Annotated in this window: 10 protein-coding genes; 5 read left to right on the top strand and 5 right to left on the bottom strand. The window is 71.1% G+C overall.

Annotation, left to right across the window (positions count from 1 at the left end; genetic code table 11):
- Positions 1-3: 3 nt before the first annotated feature.
- The 5 genes from P1V51_16045 to hrcA all read right to left on the bottom strand — a co-directional run bounded on the left by P1V51_16045 (position 4) and on the right by hrcA (position 7,499).
- On the bottom strand, positions 4-2,130 hold the full coding sequence (locus P1V51_16045; GenBank protein ID MDF1564557.1) for a penicillin-binding protein activator: 2,127 nt from the start codon (positions 2,128-2,130) through the stop codon (positions 4-6).
- Positions 2,131-2,352: 222 nt separating this feature from the next.
- Positions 2,353-3,456, bottom strand: coding sequence for a molecular chaperone DnaJ (dnaJ, locus tag P1V51_16040; GenBank protein MDF1564556.1), 1,104 nt, complete (start codon positions 3,454-3,456; stop codon positions 2,353-2,355).
- 162 nt (positions 3,457-3,618) lie between these two features.
- Entirely contained in the window at positions 3,619-5,445 is a 1,827-nt protein-coding gene (gene dnaK, locus P1V51_16035) for a molecular chaperone DnaK (protein MDF1564555.1), read from the bottom strand.
- Positions 5,442-6,365, bottom strand: a complete 924-nt coding sequence (grpE, locus tag P1V51_16030; protein ID MDF1564554.1) for a nucleotide exchange factor GrpE — start codon at positions 6,363-6,365, stop codon at positions 5,442-5,444. The genes dnaK and grpE overlap by 4 nt, the downstream gene beginning before the upstream one ends.
- 54 nt (positions 6,366-6,419) lie before the next feature.
- A complete protein-coding gene (gene hrcA, locus P1V51_16025) occupies positions 6,420-7,499 on the bottom strand; it encodes a heat-inducible transcriptional repressor HrcA (GenBank protein ID MDF1564553.1) in 1,080 nt (359 codons plus the stop codon).
- Between the two features lie 322 nt (positions 7,500-7,821).
- On the opposite strand from hrcA, the gene P1V51_16020 reads away from it, so the two are divergent.
- The 5 genes from P1V51_16020 to P1V51_16000 are packed head-to-tail and all read left to right on the top strand — an operon-like array spanning position 7,822 to position 16,316.
- Positions 7,822-8,913, top strand: coding sequence for a VWA domain-containing protein (locus P1V51_16020; GenBank protein MDF1564552.1), 1,092 nt, complete (start codon positions 7,822-7,824; stop codon positions 8,911-8,913).
- An 11-nt stretch (positions 8,914-8,924) separates the two neighbouring features.
- Positions 8,925-10,382 (top strand): choice-of-anchor D domain-containing protein, encoded by a 1,458-nt coding sequence (locus tag P1V51_16015; GenBank protein MDF1564551.1) that lies wholly within the window; start codon positions 8,925-8,927, stop codon positions 10,380-10,382.
- Positions 10,382-11,896, top strand: coding sequence for a PPC domain-containing protein (locus P1V51_16010; protein ID MDF1564550.1), 1,515 nt, complete (start codon positions 10,382-10,384; stop codon positions 11,894-11,896). The genes P1V51_16015 and P1V51_16010 overlap by 1 nt, the downstream gene beginning before the upstream one ends.
- Positions 11,893-15,192, top strand: a complete 3,300-nt coding sequence (locus tag P1V51_16005; protein MDF1564549.1) for an IPT/TIG domain-containing protein — start codon at positions 11,893-11,895, stop codon at positions 15,190-15,192. The genes P1V51_16010 and P1V51_16005 overlap by 4 nt, the downstream gene beginning before the upstream one ends.
- Positions 15,189-16,316 (top strand): hypothetical protein, encoded by a 1,128-nt coding sequence (locus P1V51_16000; protein ID MDF1564548.1) that lies wholly within the window; start codon positions 15,189-15,191, stop codon positions 16,314-16,316. The genes P1V51_16005 and P1V51_16000 overlap by 4 nt, the downstream gene beginning before the upstream one ends.
- Positions 16,317-16,324: the final 8 nt, after the last annotated feature.

Genomic DNA, 16,324 nt, shown 5'->3' with positions numbered 1-16,324 from the left:
GCGCTACTTGGCCTTCTTGTCCGCCTCCGCCGGCACGTCGCCGGCGGCGCCCTCGGCCTCCCACTCGTGGATGCCGTCGCGGTCCACGGTCAGGATGAAGAGGCGCTTCTCCAGCTCGCCGGAGGCCCGCACGTCGATGTCGCCGGTGGCCCCGGGGAAGGCCTTCACGGAGAGGAGGGTCTCGCGGAAGGCGGCCCGGGTCTGGGGCGAGGCGCCCTCGATGATCTGCCGGACGATCCGCGCGGTGTCGTAGCCGTGGGCCACGAGGTAGCCGGGCTTCTTCTCGGTCTCGTAGGTCCGCTGGTAGGCGTCGACGAAGTTGCGGGTCTCGAGGCGCTTGCTGTCCGAGAAGAAGCCGTCGATCAGCACCGAGCAGTGGACGTACTTCCCACCCCGCTCGACCAGGGCCTGGTTGTTCCAGGCGTTCGGCCCCATCAGCCTCACCAGGGGCAGCTCCTTCTTGTCGACGGTCTTCTTGATCCGCTCGAGGTCCCGCGCGTCGCAGACGTTGGTGATGATGTCCTCGGCGGCCAGGGCCGGAGCGATCAGCCCGATGGTCTTGTAGTCGTCGGGCACGAAGAGGACGTCGAAGTCGGCGACCGGCTCGAGACCGTCGCGCAGGGCCTCGAGGGCCTTGCGCTTCTTGTACTCGTCCTTCACCGTCCACTCGATCTTGTCCTTCTCGCGGCGGTACTCCTCCCGGTAGGAGAGGTAGTAGCGGCCGACCATCCTCTTGATGGGCTCCTTGAAGGTGGTCTGGTCGTGCTCGTAGATCTCGGCGGCCCGCACCTCGAGGCCCCTCGCCTCGACGGCGTCCCAGAAGTGGCGGGCCAGGGCCTCGCCGTAGGGCTTCTTCGGCCAGAGGATGCCGAAGGTCCTGGCGCCGAGCTGATCGGCGGCGAACTCCACCAGCCCCCTGGCCTGAGCCTGATCGGTGACGGCGTTGCGGAAGATCCAGGAGCCCAGCTCGGTGAGGCCCTCGGCCCGGGAGAGCGCGATCAGCGGCAGGCCCAGCTCCTCGGCCTTCACCGCGGCGCTGACCGCGGTGGACTGGAGCAGGGGCCCGATCACGGCCACGGCCCGCTCCTCCATCACCAGGGCCTCGATCTGCCGGGCGGCCTCGTCGGGGTCGCCCTTGGAGTCCCTGATGACCAGCCGCACCGGCGACTTGCGGGGAGCCGCCTCGCCCTTCTTCTGGTCCTTCTTCTTGCCCTTCTCGCCCTCCACCTCGACGTCGAGGGCCATGCCGATGCCCTTGAGGACGTCCTCACCGAAGGGCTTGTAGGTGCCCGAGAGGGGGAGGACGAGGCCCACCGTGAGGGGGCTGACCTGGGCGAGCTTCTCGATCCGGCTCGAGAGGGCCCGGGCCCGCTCGGCGTGGGGCCCCTCGGGGTGCTCGCGCAGGTAGATCCCCAGCAGCTCGTAGGCCCGGCGGTAGTCGCGCAGGTGCACCTGCACCAGGGCGAGCTTCATCACCACCATCGGCATCACCGGGGAGTCCTCGTCGAGGTCGGCCCGCAGCTGAGCCAGGCCCACCGCCGGGAGCTTGCCGTCGACCAGGTCGAGGAGCATCGCGTCGATGCGCTCCTTCTCGGCGTCGTCCCGGGCGTGCTTCTTCAGCTCGGCGAGCCAGGCCACCGCGCCCTGCCAGTCCTGGACGCCGACCGCCGCCTCGGAGAGGGCCCGGGCCGCCCGCTGCTGCCCCGCCCCGTCGAGCTTCTTGTAGGCGGGCTTCAGGATCTGCATCGCGTCGTTGTACTGCTCGGCCTCGAGGTGCATCTCGCCCAGCATCAGCTGGGCGGTGGCGGTGAAGTCCGAGAAGGGGTGCCGCTCCAGCAGGGTCGAGAGCGCCCCCCGGGCCGCGGCGTCGTCCCCCCCCTCCCGGTAGAGCCGGGCGAGGTGGAAGTAGGCCGCGTCCGTCTCGTCGGCCTCGGGGTAGTGCTCGATGTAGTCCCGCAGGGCCTCGATCCCCTCGGCGCCCCCCTTCTGCTCGACCTTCTGCATCGCCGAGGCGTAGGCCCTGCCGGCCGCCTCCTCGTAGGGGACCTCGACTCCATCCACGACGACGACCCGCTTGGGGCAGGCGGGCAGGAGGAAGAGGAGGGGGAGGAGGTAGGCGAGGCGCTTCATGAGGGACTCCGGTCTTTCGAGTCGAAGCTGTCAGCTATCAGCTATCAGCCGTCAGCTACAACCGCCGGGGCTCACTGAGCTTCCCCGTGCACGTCCACGTCCACGTACTCGTACACGGCCTTTCCCGGGGTAGAAGGCGACGTCGACGGGAACCGAGGAGACCCCGTGTACGTGGACGTGTACGTGTACGTGTACGGCGGGGGCGCAGGGCGCCCCGGGGGCCTAGTCGAACAGGTCCTTGACCTTCTCGAAGAAGGACCTCGCCTGCGGACTCACCTCTTCCCCACTCGCCGCCGCGAACTGCTCGAGCAGCTCCCGCTGCTTGGCGTCGAGGCCGCTGGGCGTCTCCACCACGATCCGGACGTGCTGATCGCCCCGCCCGTTGCCGCCGAGGCGGGGGATCCCCTTGCCCTTGAGGCGGAAGACCTTGCCGGTCTGGGTGCCCTCGGGGATGCGCATCTTCACCTTCCCGTCGAGGGTGGGCACCTGGATCTCGTCGCCGAGGGCCGCCTGGGGGAAGGTGATGGGCAGCTCGCAGAGGACCTCGGAGTCGTCCCGGATGAAGATCGGGTGCTCCTTGACCCGGCAGACCACGAAGAGGTCGCCCGGGGGATTCCCGCCGAGCCCCGACTCACCCTCGCCCGAGAGCTTCAGGCGGGTGCCGGAGTCGACGCCCGCGGGGATCTTCACGTTGAGCTTGCTCTCCTTCACCCGCAGGCCCTTGCCGCCGCAGTCGTCGCAGGGATCGGAGATCACCTCGCCCCGGCCCTCGCACTGGGGGCAGGGGCGGCTCACCGCGAAGAAGCCCTGGGAGAAGCGGACCTCACCGGCGCCGCCGCAGGTGCCGCAGCGCTCCGGGCGGGTGCCGGGCTTGGCCCCTCCGCCGCCGCAGGTCTCGCAGCGCAGGTGGCGGGGGACCACGATGTCCTTCTCGGTGCCGAAGGCGGCCTCCTCGAAGGTGAGCTCGAGGTTGTAGCGCAGGTCGGCGCCCCGGCCCCGGCCGCCGCGGCCCCCGAAGATGTCGCCGAAGATGTCCCCGAAGATGTCGCTCACCGAGCCGAAGCCCCCGCCACGGAAGCCGGCGAAGGGGTCCCCGCCGGCGCCGCCGACCCCGGCGTGGCCGAACTGGTCGTAGCGGGCCCGCTTGTCGGCGTCCGAGAGGACCTCGTAGGCCTCGGCCGCCTCCTTGAAGCGCTCCTCGGCCTCGTCGTTGTCCGGGTTGCGGTCGGGGTGGAACTTCTGGGCCAGCTTCCGGTAGGCGGTCTTCAGCTCCCGGGCGTCGGCATGGCGCGACACCCCCAGGACCTCGTAGTAGTCGCGCTTCATCGTCGGGGAACTTCGCTCTCTTCCGGGGGGCGGGTGCGGGGTGGGGCTCGAAGGAGGGGCTCGCCACCCAAGCTAATGCGGCTCGGGCGGGGATCAAGCCCCCCCGGGGGGGCCGACCGCCGGCTCGCCCCGAGCCACGAAAAGGTGCCTGTTTCCGGCCCCTTAGATGTCGTCCTCGGCGCCGCCGTACATCGCCTCGGCGATCCGGTAGGCCGAGCCCTCCAGGCGCTGGAGGGCCTCCTTGAGGGCGCCGAGCTCGACGTCCGGCTTGCCGAGCATCTCCTTGAGGGCCGCCAGATCCTCGCGGATCTCGTTGACGTCCTCCTCGGAGAGGTCCTCGGAGAACTCCTCGAGGGACTTCTCGGTGGTGTAGATGAGCCCGTCCGCGTTGTTGCGCAGGTCGGCGAGCTCCTTCTTGCCCTTGTCGGAGGTGGCGTGCTCGGCGGCCGCGGTGACCATCGCCTCGATCTCCGCCTCGGAGAGGCCGGAGGAGGCGACGATCCGGATGGACTGCTGCTTGCCGGTGCCCAGGTCCTTGGCCGAGACGTGGACGATGCCGTTGGCGTCGATGTCGAAGGCGACCTCGATCTGCGGCACGCCGCGGGGGGCCGGCGGGATGCCCACCAGCTCGAAGCGGGCGAGGGTCTTGTTGTCCTCGGCCATCTCGCGCTCGCCCTGGAGGACGTGCACCGAGACCAGCGGCTGGTTGTCCTGGGCGGTGGAGAAGACCATCGCCTTCTTGCAGGGGATGGTGGTGTTCCGGTCGATGATCTTGGTGAAGACCCCGCCGGCGGTCTCGACGCCCAGGGAGAGGGGGGTCACGTCCAGCAGGAGGACGTCCTTCACCTCACCCTTGAGCACCGCGCCCTGCACCGAGGCGCCGATGGCGACGACCTCGTCGGGGTTGATGCCCTTGTGGGGCTCGCGGCCGAAGAAGCCCTGGACCTTGGACTGCACCAGGGGCATCCGGGTCATGCCGCCGACCAGCAGGACCTGGTCGACCTGCCCCTTCTTCAGGCCGGCGTCGGCCAGCGCCCTCTGGCAGGGCTCGAGGCTGCGCTCGACGAGGTGCTCGACCAGCCCCTCGAGGGTGGCGCGGTCGAGGCTGGCCACCAGGTGCTTGGGGCCGGTCTGGTCGGCGGTGATGAAGGGCAGGTTGATGTCGGTCTCGTGGGAGCTGGAGAGCTCGTGCTTGGCCTTCTCCGCGGCCTCCTTCAGGCGCTGCAGCGCCATCCGGTCCTCGGTGAGGTCCTTGCCGGAGTTCTCCTCCATGAAGCGCTCGTTGAGCCAGGTCACGATGGCCTGGTCGAAGTCCTCGCCGCCCAGGAAGGTGTCGCCGTTGGTGCTCTTGACCTCGAAGACCCCGGAGTTCAGCTCGAGGATCGAGACGTCGAAGGTGCCGCCGCCCAGGTCGTAGACCGCGATCTTCTCGGTGGCCTCCTTGTCGAGGCCGTAGGCCAGCGCCGCCGCGGTGGGCTCGTTGATGATCCGCAGGACGTCGAGGCCGGCGATCTTGCCAGCGTCCTTGGTGGCCTGCCGCTGGGCGTCGTTGAAGTAGGCCGGGACCGTGACCACCGCCTCGGTGATCTCCTCTCCCAGGTAGTCCTGGGCGGTCTCCTTCATCTTCCCCAGGATCATCGCGCTGATCTGCTGGGGGCTCATCTTCTCGCCCCGCACCTCGACCCAGGCGTCGCCGTTGTCGGACCTGACGATCGCGAAGGGCGCCAGCTCGATGGTGCGCTGCACCTCGGGCTCGTCGAACTTCCGGCCGATGAGGCGCTTGACCGCATAGAGCGTGTTGTCGGCGTTGGTCACCGCCTGCCGCTTGGCGATCTGCCCCACCAGGCGCTCGTCCGACTCCGTGAAGGCGACCATGGAGGGCGTGGTGCGGCTGCCTTCCGAGTTGGGGATCACGACGGGCTCCCCGCCCTCGATCACCGCCACGCAAGAGTTGGTCGTCCCCAGGTCAATCCCGATGACCTTGCTCATCCATCACCTTCGTTCTCGCCCGCAGCGTCGCTGGTCCCCGCATCGACGCCACCCCCGGCTGCTGCAGCGGACGCCTCATCCGTCGAAGGCGCCCCCCCCTGATCCTGATCCGGCTGGCCTTCCGCCGCAAGCGGAGCGCCGGCCGGGGCCTTGGAGACCACCACCATGGAGGGGCGGACCAGCCGTCCCTTGAGGAGGTAGCCCTTCATGTACTCCATCACGACCGTCCCCGGAGGGTGGTCGGCGGACTCCATCTGCTGCATGGCCTCCATCCGCTCGGGATCGAAGGGCTCGTGCAGACAGCTGAACTTCTCGACGCCGAAGCGGGCCAGCGCGTCCATGAAGCTCTTCTCCACCATCTCGAGCCCCTGGGCGTAGGCCTCCAGGGTGGTGTTCTCGGTGGCGTCGATGGCCCGCTCCATGTTGTCCATGACCGGGAAGAGCTCCTTGAGGAGCTTCTCGTTGGCGAACTTGCGCTCCTGCTCGACCTCTCGCTGCGCCCGCTTCTTGTAGTTCTCGAGATCGGCGCGGGCCCGCAGCAGCCGCTCTTCCAGCTGCTTCTTCTCGGCCTCGACCTGCTCGAGCCGCTCCATCGTCTCCTTGAGCTGGGCGAGGGCCCGGATGGTGCCCTCGCCGGCCCCGGAGGGCAGCGGCGGCGCCCGGGAGGGGGCCTCGATCGGGATCTCCTCGCCCTCGTCGTCGTCCGACTCGTCGACGAAGACCTCACCAGAGGCCTCCGCCTTGCGCTTCGCGTAGGCGGCGTCGGCGTCGGCCATGGCGGCGGCCAGGGCGGGGTCCATGTCGAAGGTCCCCGGGGGGGGCTCGGGCGCGCCCTCTTCGGGCGCAGCCTCCTCCTCGGTGGCCTTCTCCTGCTCGTCGCCCTCGCCGGGCGGCGTCAGATCGCTGGGCTCGTTGGTCATCGGGGTCGAACTATCCGATCTTTCAGGTGAAAAGCAATCGGTCGGTGGGTCGCGTCAGGCATCGAAGGCGCGCGAGAGGTGCGCCGCCGTATACCGCACCGAAGCTACCACGCGACCGTAGTCCATGCGTGTGGGGCCGATCACACCCAGGGCGCCGAGCACCTGGCCCCCGCGCTGGTAGGTGGTGACCACCAGGGAGAGGTCCTCGCCGCCGAACTCGGACTCGGTCCCGATGTAGATCTGGATGCCCTGGGAGCCCTCGGCCTGCTCGAGGACCCGCAGGAGCTGCTCCCGCCGGGCGATGAGCTCGAGCACCTCCTGGAGCTTCTCGCGGGTGGCGAACTCCGGGGCGGCCAGCAGGGCCTCCTGCCCCGAGACGATGAGGTCCTCGTCGGCCCGCTCCTCGGTGCCGTCCACCGCCGCCTCGGCCAGCTCCATCGCCCGGCGCTCCAGGGCGTCCCGGGCGGCCTCGTCCCGGGCGAGGGCCTCCCGCAGGCGGACGCGGACCTCGGTGAGGGTCAGGGCCCCGAAGTGCTCGTCGAGGAGGGTGGTCGCCCGGTCGAGCTCCTCCTGGCTCATCTCCTCCTCGAGGACGAGCACCCGGTTCTGGACCATCCCGCTCTCCGAGACGAGGATGGCCAGCACCCGGTCCTCCCGCAGCTTCACGAAGCGGATCTGCCGGTAGACCGCCCGGGAGAGGAGGGGGGCGGCCACCACCGCGGCGTGGTGGGTCAGGCGGGAGAGGATCCGGCCGGTCTGGGCCATCAGCTCGTCCACGCTGCCCCGGGGGGGCTGGTAGGCCCGCCGCACCGCGACCTTGGCGGCGTCGGGCAGGGGCTCGGCCTCCAGGAAGGTGTCCACGTAGAAGCGGAAGGCCTTGGGGGTGGGCACCCGCCCGGCCGAGGCGTGGGGCTTGGCGAGGTAGCCCAGTTGCTCCAGATCGGCCATCACCGCCCGGATGGTGGCCGGGGAGGCCGAGAGGCCCACCCCCTCCACCAGGTGCTTCGAGCCCACCGGCTCGGCCGAGTCGATGTAGTCCCGCACCACCGCCCGCAGGACCTCCAGGCCCCGATCGGAGAGGTCGGGTCGGGTGAGCCCGGCGGCCCGGGCCTGCTTGGGGGAGGGGGGTGCCATCTGATGGGGTGAGTGCTACCGCGGAGCGGCCTTGTCAAGCGGGGCTCCCCGGCCGCGGAGGGGGCCGGCGGGCGACCGCCACGAAAATCCCTGATCGGGGCGTCAGGGGGGTGATCGCCCGTGGACGGCCGCGCCGGAGAGGCCGCACCTCGCAAACCTGATTTCAGTGGGTTACACTGCCTCTTTCGGTCGCGGCGAGGCGGCACGCTCGTTGCTACTGCTTGAGGATCACCCGCGATTGACCGGGTCGAGGGAGGCACGTTAGACGACCATGAATCCGCTGGGGCCACAGGCTCGTTCTTCTCTTGGTCGGGGGTCCGTCTTGAGCCACCTCTGTCATGCTTCCTCCGGGAGGCGTCTGCTGACCGCCCTCCTCCTCGCCTTCCTGGCGGTGGGGGGCTGCCGCTGCGACGATCCCTCCCTCTCGCGGGCCCTGCCGCCGGGGGCGATCATCGACACCTTCGCCCAGGCCGAGGTCTCCCGCATCGACATCCTCTGGGTGATCGACGACTCGGCCTCGATGACCGAGGAGCAGCAGAACCTGGCGGACAACCTCTCCTCCTTCCACCGCTTCCTCGACGAGGGTGACGTCGACTACCAGATCGGCGTCACCACCACCGACGCGGTGAGCAACGCGGGGAGGCTGGTGGGCAGCCCGACCCTCCTCTCCCCCACCACCCCCGACGTCTTCACCGCCTTCCAGCAGAACATCCGGGTGGGGATCACCGGCCGGGCCCAGGAGCAGGGCCTGCAGGCCGCCGAGCTGGCCCTGGGGGGCCAGAACCCCGGCTTCGTCCGGGAGGACGCCCACCTCTTCGTGATCTTCGTCTCCGACGAGGACGACCACTCCTTCGGAGAGCTGCGCTACTACTGGCGGGTCTTCGAGCAGCTCAAGGGCATCGGCAACGAGGACACCGTGAGCCTCTCGGCGATCATCGGCCCGCCCAACGACCCCGTGAGCGGCGAGGGCGGGGGCTGCTCCTCGACGGCCGGCGTCGCCTCCCCCGGCGACCGCTACGCCCTCCTCACCGAGGAGACCGGCGGGATCTTCGGCTCGATCTGCGACGCCTCCTTCGCCGACACCCTCGACGCCCTCGGCGCGAAGGCGGTCGGCCTCAAGCGGAAGTTCTTCCTCTCCTACGAGCCCGACCCCGACACGATCGAGGTCTACCTCCACTTCGACTGCGACGAGATCCCCGCCGACCTGGGCGAGTGCGGCGAGGTGCAGGACAGCTGCGGCGCCTCCCGCGCCGAGGACCAGGACTTCTTCTGCACGCCGCCCGAGGGCCCCAACGACGGCTGGGTCTACGAGAGCGAGACCAACTCCATCTTCTTCATGGGCTCCTCGGTGCCGCCGCTGAAGGCCACCGTCGAGGTGATCTACCTCCAGCCCAAGGATCCCCTGACCCGCTGATGACCTCGTCGATGCGAAACCTGCTCCTCGCGAGCCTGCTCTGTCTCGCCCCCCTCGCCGCCGGCGCCCTGGCCTGCGGCCCCGACGACCTGGGCCGGGTCCGCCCGGATCTGCTCATCGAGGTCGACCGCCTCGACTTCGGGCGCCTGCCGGTGCTCAACGTCGGCGAGCAGGTGCTGGTGGTGAAGAACCGGGGCCAGGCCGGCCTCGAGATCACCTCCCTGGAGATCGGCGGTGACGACGCCGCCTTCTACTGGGTCGAGGCGCAGCCCGCCGAGGCCATCCCCTTCGGCAACGAGGACGAGATCGTCGTCCGCTTCCGGCCCGAGGAGGAGCGCTCCTACACCGCCACCCTCACCGTCGCGACCAACGACGAGACCGAGGGCACGGCGGTGATCACCCTCTTCGGCGTCGGCGACACCATCGCGGCCATCGAGGTCGAGCCCGCCGCCATCCACTTCGGCCTGGTGGGCGAGGGCCTCACCGCCGTCGAGGGCTTCGAGATCCGCTCGGTGGGCAGCGCCCCCCTGATCGTCGAGTCGGTCGAGCTGGTCGAGGGCTCCTCCATCGCCTTCATCCCGGTGGGCTCCTGGGGCTCGGGCACCCTCGCCGCGGGCGCGAGCATCCCCCTCTCGGTGGGCTTCTCGCCCTCTCCCGAGCGGCCCGGCACCACCGGGACCATCCGCATCACCTCCACCGACCCCCTCAACCGCACCGTCGAGGTCTCGCTGGAGGGGGAGGTCAACCACGCCCCGACCCCCTCATGCTCCGGCGAGGAGCTGCTGGGCGCGCCCGGCGACGTGATCACCCTCGACGGCTCGGCCTCCAGCGACCCGGACGGCCACGAGCCGGTCACCTACCAGTGGCAGGTGGAGCAGCGGCCGGTGAACAGCAACACCGACCTCTCGGACACCACCGGCCCCACCACCTCCCTCGAGCTGGACGTGCCCGGCCTCTGGGAGGTGGGCTTGTGCGTCACCGACGCCCTGGGCGTGCCCTCCCTCGACTGCTGCCGCACCAAGATCCGCTCGGTGCCCGCCGAGAAGCTCTACGTCGAGCTGGTCTGGAACCACCCCCAGACCGACTTCGACCTGCACTTCCTCGAGACCGGCGCCTCGGTGGGCAGCCCCGGCGACTGCTACTGGGGCAACCCGAACCCCGACTTCGGGGTGGCGGGCGACCCCGCGGACGACCCCTACCTCTCCCGGGACGACCTCGCCGGCTTCGGTCCGGAGATCGTGACCTTCCCCGATCCGGGGCCTGGCACCTACGCGATCGTCGTCGACTTCGTGAAGGACAACGGCGCCGCCAACCCCTCGAGCGACGTGACCCTGCGGGTCTACGAGTACGGGATCATCGCCGCCGAGTTCACCCGCACGATGGTGACCGACCAGGTCCTCTGGCAGGTGGGCGAGGTCGCGTGGCCCGGCGGTGAGGTCACCGCCGTCGATCAGCTGGTGGCCTACTGATGTCCCGCGCCCTCCACCTCCTCGTACCCGTGCACGTGCTCGTCCTCGTGCTCGGCTTCTCCGCCGGGTGTCCCAGGGGGAATGGGAACGCCGACGGAGGCCTCGACGCCGGCCCCGACGCCGGTGTCGACGCCGGCATCCCCTGCACCGACCGCACCGGCTGCGAGGACGGGCGGGTCTGCGTGGAGGGCTTCTGCGAGGACTGCCTGCGGGACCGCCAGTGCCTGGGCACCGAGCTGTGCAACCCGGTGATCCACCGCTGCGAGTTCATCCCCTGCTTCGGCGGCGACTGCGAGGCCCACGGCGACTGCGCCCTCGGCGAGTTCTGCGTCCAGGGGCTCTGCCGCCTGCCGGCGGGCGACCCCGAGTGCGGGACCGTGCGGGCCTGCGGCAACGACACCGACTGCGAGGCCGACGAGCGCTGCAACGAGCAGACCCTGGTCTGCGAGCTGGACACCGGCTGCTTCAGCGACGGCGCCTGCGCGGCGGGCACCTACTGCGACCTGGGCACCAACACCTGCCGGCAGGCCTGCACCGCCGAGACCGAGCTCGAGATCTGCCCGGACGCCTGGAACTGCGTGAGCGGCCGCTGCGTCGAGTGCTCCGCGGACGCCGACTGCGGCACGGGGCTGACCTGCGATCTGCTGGCCGGCCGCTGCGCCGCCCAGGCCACCTGCTTCACCGACCGCGACTGCGTCCGCCCCCTGGTCTGCAACCGGGCCACCGGCCAGTGCACCGACGAGCCGCCGCCCTGCGTCTCGAACGACGACTGCCTGCCCACCGAGGTCTGTGAGATCCGCTCGGGGCTCTGCGTCGACGCCGAGTGCCTGCCGGACGCCCTCGAGCCCAACGACCTCATCAGCGAGGCCGCCCCGGTCTCGCCCGGGCTGATCTCCAACCTGACCCTCTGCAACCAGGAGGACGACCATTACCTCGTCTCCCTCGGCGCCGGGGACCGGGTCAGCCTGACGGTGAACCCCCCGGCCCTCTCGGGCTCGAACTACTCGGCCCGCGCCTTCGATCCCACCGGCACCAGCGTCATCGCCACCGGCAACCTCCAGCTGGACTTCATCGCCGCGGTCACCGGGGACCACCCCCTCCTGGTGACGGCCACCGACCTGCGGGGCACCTACAGCATCCAGCTCCTCGTCTCCCGGGGCATCCCCTGCGAGGACGACGGCAACGAGCCCAACGACGGCTTCACGGCGGCGACCCTGCTCCAGCCCGGCTCCCTCTTCAACCTGCAGCGCTGCGCCAGCAACGACGACTGGTACGAGGTCCTCCTCGAGCGCGGCCGCAGCGGCACCGTCCGCCTCCAGCACGACCCGCTGGAGGGCGACCTCGACCTCTCGGTCTTCGACTCCGACGGCGTGACCCTCCTGGGCCGCTCGGCCACCGCCGACCCCGAGGAGGTGGTGAACCTCACCACCACCAGCGCCGGGCGGGCCTTCATCCAGGTGACGGGCTCCGCGCGCAGCGAGGCGGCCTACGATCTCGAATGGGTGATCCAATGAAGCTTCACACCCTCCCGACCCTCTCCCTCGCCCTCCTCCTCGGCCTCGCCCTCGGCGGCTGCGGTGACTGCGGCGGCGGCAAGACCGACGGCGGCAACCCGGACGCCACGGTGGACGGCGGGACGCCGGACGGCGGCGACGACGGTGGGCTGCCCGACGGCGGCGACGACGGCGGGATGCCGGACGGCGGCGACGACGGCGGCACCGACGCCGGTCCGCCGCCCTTCCAGATCGACCGGGTGATGCCCGCCCGCGGCCCCTCGGCCGGCGGCAACCGCGTCACCCTCTCCGGCCGCGGCTTCGTCTTCCCCTTCGCCCGCCTCGGGGAGGGGGTCGAGTCCCAGACCGCCGTGCTCTTCGGCTCGAACACCGCCATCGAGTTCACGGTGGTGGACGACGACACCCTCGAGGTCTTCGCCCCTCCGGGGCTGGTCGGCGCCCGGGACATCGTGGTGCAGAACCCCAACGGCGAGGCCCGCTGTGAGGGTTGCTACACCTACTACACCCCCGTGCGGGCCGACTCCCTGGCCCCCGGAGAGTCGCCGGTCAGCGGCGGCGCGCTCCTCGCCCTCTCCGGTGACGGCCTGGTCCCCGGCAGCCGGGTCCTGGTCGGCGATCGCTCGGCCATCGACGTGCAGGTGCAGGATCCCCGCCTGCTGACCTTCATCGCGCCGCCGGCCGCCGGCCCCGGCCCGGTGGACGTGGTGGTCTTCAACGAGAACGGCCGGGCCACCCTCCGGCGCTCGCTCCACTACTTCGTCGCGCCGAGGGTCGACCGCCTGGCGCCCCCGGTGGGCCGCAGCACGGGCGGGACCGTCGTCCAGCTCGAGGGCGCGGGCCTCACCGGCACCACCGGCGTCCTCCTCGGCGGCGCGCCGGCCACCGGCCTGACCGCCATCGGCGACACCACCCTCCTCGTCACCACCCCGGCGGGCGCCGCCGGCAGCGTGGTGGACCTCACCCTCCAGCACCCCCGCGGCGACCTCACGATCCCCGGGGCCTTCACCTACGTCGACCCCTCCGACCGGAGCCTCTCCCTGCTGGCGGTGCAGCCGCGGCGGGCGCCCCTGGCCGGGGGGACCGAGGTCGAGCTGATCGGCACCGGCCTCGATCGGCCCGCGCCCCAGGTGACCTTCGGTGGCCTGCCCGCCACCGGCGTCACCCTCGTCGACGGCAACCGCCTGCGCGCGACCGTGCCCGCCGGCGCGGCCGTCGGCCCGGTGGACGTGCAGGTGCGCAACGACCGCGGCGGCGCCCTCCTCCCCGGCGCGCTCACCTACTACGAGGCCGTCGTGGTCTCGGCCATCGATCCGGTCACCGGCCCGGACACCGGCGGCACCCCGGTGACGATCACCGGCAGCGGCTTCGCGGCCGGCGTCGACCTGCGCATCGGCGCCCTGCCGGTCACCGATCTGGTGGTGGTCGACGCGAACACCCTCACCGCGACCACCGCGGCGGGCAGCCCGGGCGCGTCGGACGTCGTGGTGGGCCTGGGCAGCGGCCTCGATCGCCTCGAGGGCGTGCTGGCCGGCGGCTTCACCTACCAGGGAGCGCTGGACCTCTCCCGGGTCGAGCCCGAGCGCGGGGCCCAGGCCGGCGGGACCCTGGTCTCCCTCTACGGCAGCGGCTTCACCACCGGCTCGCAGGTCACCTTCGGCCTGCGCACCGCCACGGTCGAGGCGCTCCTCGGCGACGCCATCCTCACCGTGCGCAGCCCCCCGGGCGCGCCGGGGCTGGTCGACGTGAGCGTGAGCGAGGGCGCCGGCCCGGCCCTCCTCCCCGACGCCTTCCAGTACTACGACCCCACGAACCTGCGGGGCGGCGCCTCGGGCGGCCCGATGGCCGGCACCCTGAACATCACCGTCCTCGACTCGATGGCCGGCCTGCCCGTGCAGGACGCCTTCGTGATCCTCGGGGCGGATCCCACCACCCCCTTCCAGGGGCTCACCGACACCCGCGGCCAGATCACCTTCTCGGATCCCTCGCTGGTGAAGGCCACCGACGTCACCGCCAGCGCGGCCGGCTTCGCCTCGACGACGGTCAGCCGGGTCGACACCCGCGACCTGACGATCTTCATCACCCCGAACGAGGGTGAGCCGGGGCCGCCGCCGGTCTTCGCGCCGCCGGCCTTCGTGGGCGGCTCGGGCGAGGACGGCTCCCTCGGCCGGGTCTGCGGCTTCAAGCTCCCGCCGAACCGGGCGCTGATGCCCGGCGAGCGCGAGGAGGCGCGGGTCTACATCACCTCGCGCAGCTCCTTCTACCTGCCCCCCTTCGGCTTCCCGCCCAGCTTCCAGGTGGTCAGCCAGGACTGCGGCACCTTCACCATGGCCTCGCGGGCCGGGAACGTCGCGGTCTACGCCTTCTACGGGGTGGCCTCCACCGAGATCGATCCCACCACCGGGGAGACCCTCGACAGCTTCGAGCCCCACCTGATGGGCATCACCCGGGGGCTGGAGGTGCCCGCGATCGTGCCGCCGGTCTGCACCCCGAACCAGGCCTGCCCGGGCGGCTTCGCCTGCGGCAAGTCGGAGTTCGACCCGGAGAACCCGAACGACTTCGGCTACTGCCTCTGCCAGGTCGACGCGGCCTGCGGCACCGGCGAGTTCTGCAACGCGGCCGGCGGCTGCCAGCCTCCCCTGGAGGCGGACGTCATCCTCTCCATGCACATGGACCTCGACGTCCCGATCCGCCTGGTCAACGCGCCCCAGCCGGCCGCCGGCGCCATCCACGTCACCTACTCCTACCTGGAGCTCGGCGGCGAGGGCACGGTCTACGTCGGCGAGGTGGTCAACCAGAGTGACCGCTTCGACTTCCCCCGCCACCCTCGCCTGCCCGGCGACGGCTTCGTCTTCCTCGACATGGCGACCAGCGGCGGCGGCTACCCCCTCTCCCTCTACTTCCGCCGGCAGATCGGCGACCTCGCCCTCGGCGTGGACCTCGGGCCGATGCAGCCGATGACCCACTTCATCTCGCCGGTCCCCGGCGGCAGCCTGGTGGGGGGCCGGGTGCAGTGGGCCTACGACGGCAGCCCCGAGCCCGACCTGGTGCAGATCGACGTCGAGGAGCCCGGCTTCGTGCCCAAGCCCCTCTGGTCGATCATCCTGCCGGGCTCGGAGACCTCGGTGGAGGTGCCCGAGCAGGTGCTCACCGTCCTGCGCCAGTCGCCGATGCTGCAGATCACCGCGACCACCGCGCTCTCGCCGCGCTTCGACTACGACCACTTCTCCTACTCGCAGCTCTCGGCGCTCTCCTGGAACTCCTTCACCCTCGATAGCCAGATCTTCGTCGTTCCATGATGCGCTCGATCCTCACCGCCTGCCTCGGCCTGCTCCTCCTCTCGGCCGGCTGCCCCAACGACCCCGACCTGGTCGGCGGCTGCGTCGACGACGCCCAGTGCGTGGCCGAGAACGGCGACGGCTTCGTCTGCTCCGACAAGTTCAAGCCGAAGGTCTGCCTCTGCACCACCGACGCCGCCTGCGGCTCGGACGCCTTCTGCAACCAGGCGGGCACCTGCCAGCCGCGGGTGGGCTGCGAGACCAACGCCGAGTGCCCGAGCGAGAACTTCTGCGACACGGCCCAGAACCAGTGCATCGAGGAGAGCCACTGCACCTCGGACATCCACTGCCCCATCGGCACCCTCTGCAACCTGGTGACCTTCCGCTGCGAGCCGGGCTGCCGGGTCAACGGCGACTGCCCGCTCGCCCAGGTCTGCCGCTGCCCGGTGGACGACCCCGAGTGCGACGTGGGCCGGTGCAAGGCCGGCCTCTGCGACGACCAGAGCTTCTGCGACTACGTGCAGCTCTGCGAGTACGACGCCGTCGAGGAGGACACGGTCTGCGTCGACGACACCCGCGGCCCCTACTGCGAGCAGTGCCAGCTCTCGGCGGGCTCGGGCCTCTCCCTCTGCGACGACCCGGGCAACTACTGCCTGGTCGACACCTCGGTCCCGGGCGGGCGGGCCTCCTTCTGCGGGGTCGACTGCAGCAACGATCAGCCCTGCCCCAACGGCTTCGACTGCCACTTCGTGGTGATCCTCACCCAGAGCCTCTGCGGCCGGGACGAGGACTGCGCCCCCACCGGCGCCAGCTGCACCACCGACGACGAGTGCCCCGGCGGCCGCTGCGCCATCGCCGCGGGCGAGACCATCGGCCAGTGCGCCGGCCGCTGCATCGGCCACGAGGGCGGCGCCTCGGGCACGGGCTTCTGCTCCTGCGTGCAGGACACCGACTGCCCCCAGGACACCTGCGACACCACCACCCGCTCCTGCGGGATGACCCGCGCGCCCTGCCAGCTCGGCGGGGATCAGTGCCGCGGGCAGCTCTCCTGCGTGAACATCGACGGGATCGGCGGCTGCGTCATCGGGAAGAACTGCGCGCCGGATGAGGGGATCTCGTGTGCAGAGGTCCGCGCCTCGCAGTAGCAAGCAGC

The organism is Deltaproteobacteria bacterium, from assembly GCA_029210625.1.
In the GTDB taxonomy this organism is placed as follows: Bacteria; Myxococcota; Myxococcia; order SLRQ01; family SLRQ01; genus JARGFU01.
The sequence above is the reverse complement of the archived record's forward strand: the minus strand, read 5'-3'. Positions and strand labels throughout refer to the sequence as shown.

Coding starts and splice junctions, on each gene's coding strand:
- P1V51_16005 (MDF1564549.1), top strand. CDS start 11,893: ATGAAGCTTCACACCCTCCCGACCCTCTCCCTCGCCCTCCTCCTCGGC.
- dnaK (MDF1564555.1), bottom strand. CDS start 5,445: ATGAGCAAGGTCATCGGGATTGACCTGGGGACGACCAACTCTTGCGTG.
- P1V51_16045 (MDF1564557.1), bottom strand. CDS start 2,130: ATGAAGCGCCTCGCCTACCTCCTCCCCCTCCTCTTCCTCCTGCCCGCC.
- dnaJ (MDF1564556.1), bottom strand. CDS start 3,456: ATGAAGCGCGACTACTACGAGGTCCTGGGGGTGTCGCGCCATGCCGAC.
- hrcA (MDF1564553.1), bottom strand. CDS start 7,499: ATGGCACCCCCCTCCCCCAAGCAGGCCCGGGCCGCCGGGCTCACCCGA.
- P1V51_16000 (MDF1564548.1), top strand. CDS start 15,189: ATGATGCGCTCGATCCTCACCGCCTGCCTCGGCCTGCTCCTCCTCTCG.
- grpE (MDF1564554.1), bottom strand. CDS start 6,365: ATGACCAACGAGCCCAGCGATCTGACGCCGCCCGGCGAGGGCGACGAG.
- P1V51_16010 (MDF1564550.1), top strand. CDS start 10,382: ATGTCCCGCGCCCTCCACCTCCTCGTACCCGTGCACGTGCTCGTCCTC.
- P1V51_16015 (MDF1564551.1), top strand. CDS start 8,925: ATGCGAAACCTGCTCCTCGCGAGCCTGCTCTGTCTCGCCCCCCTCGCC.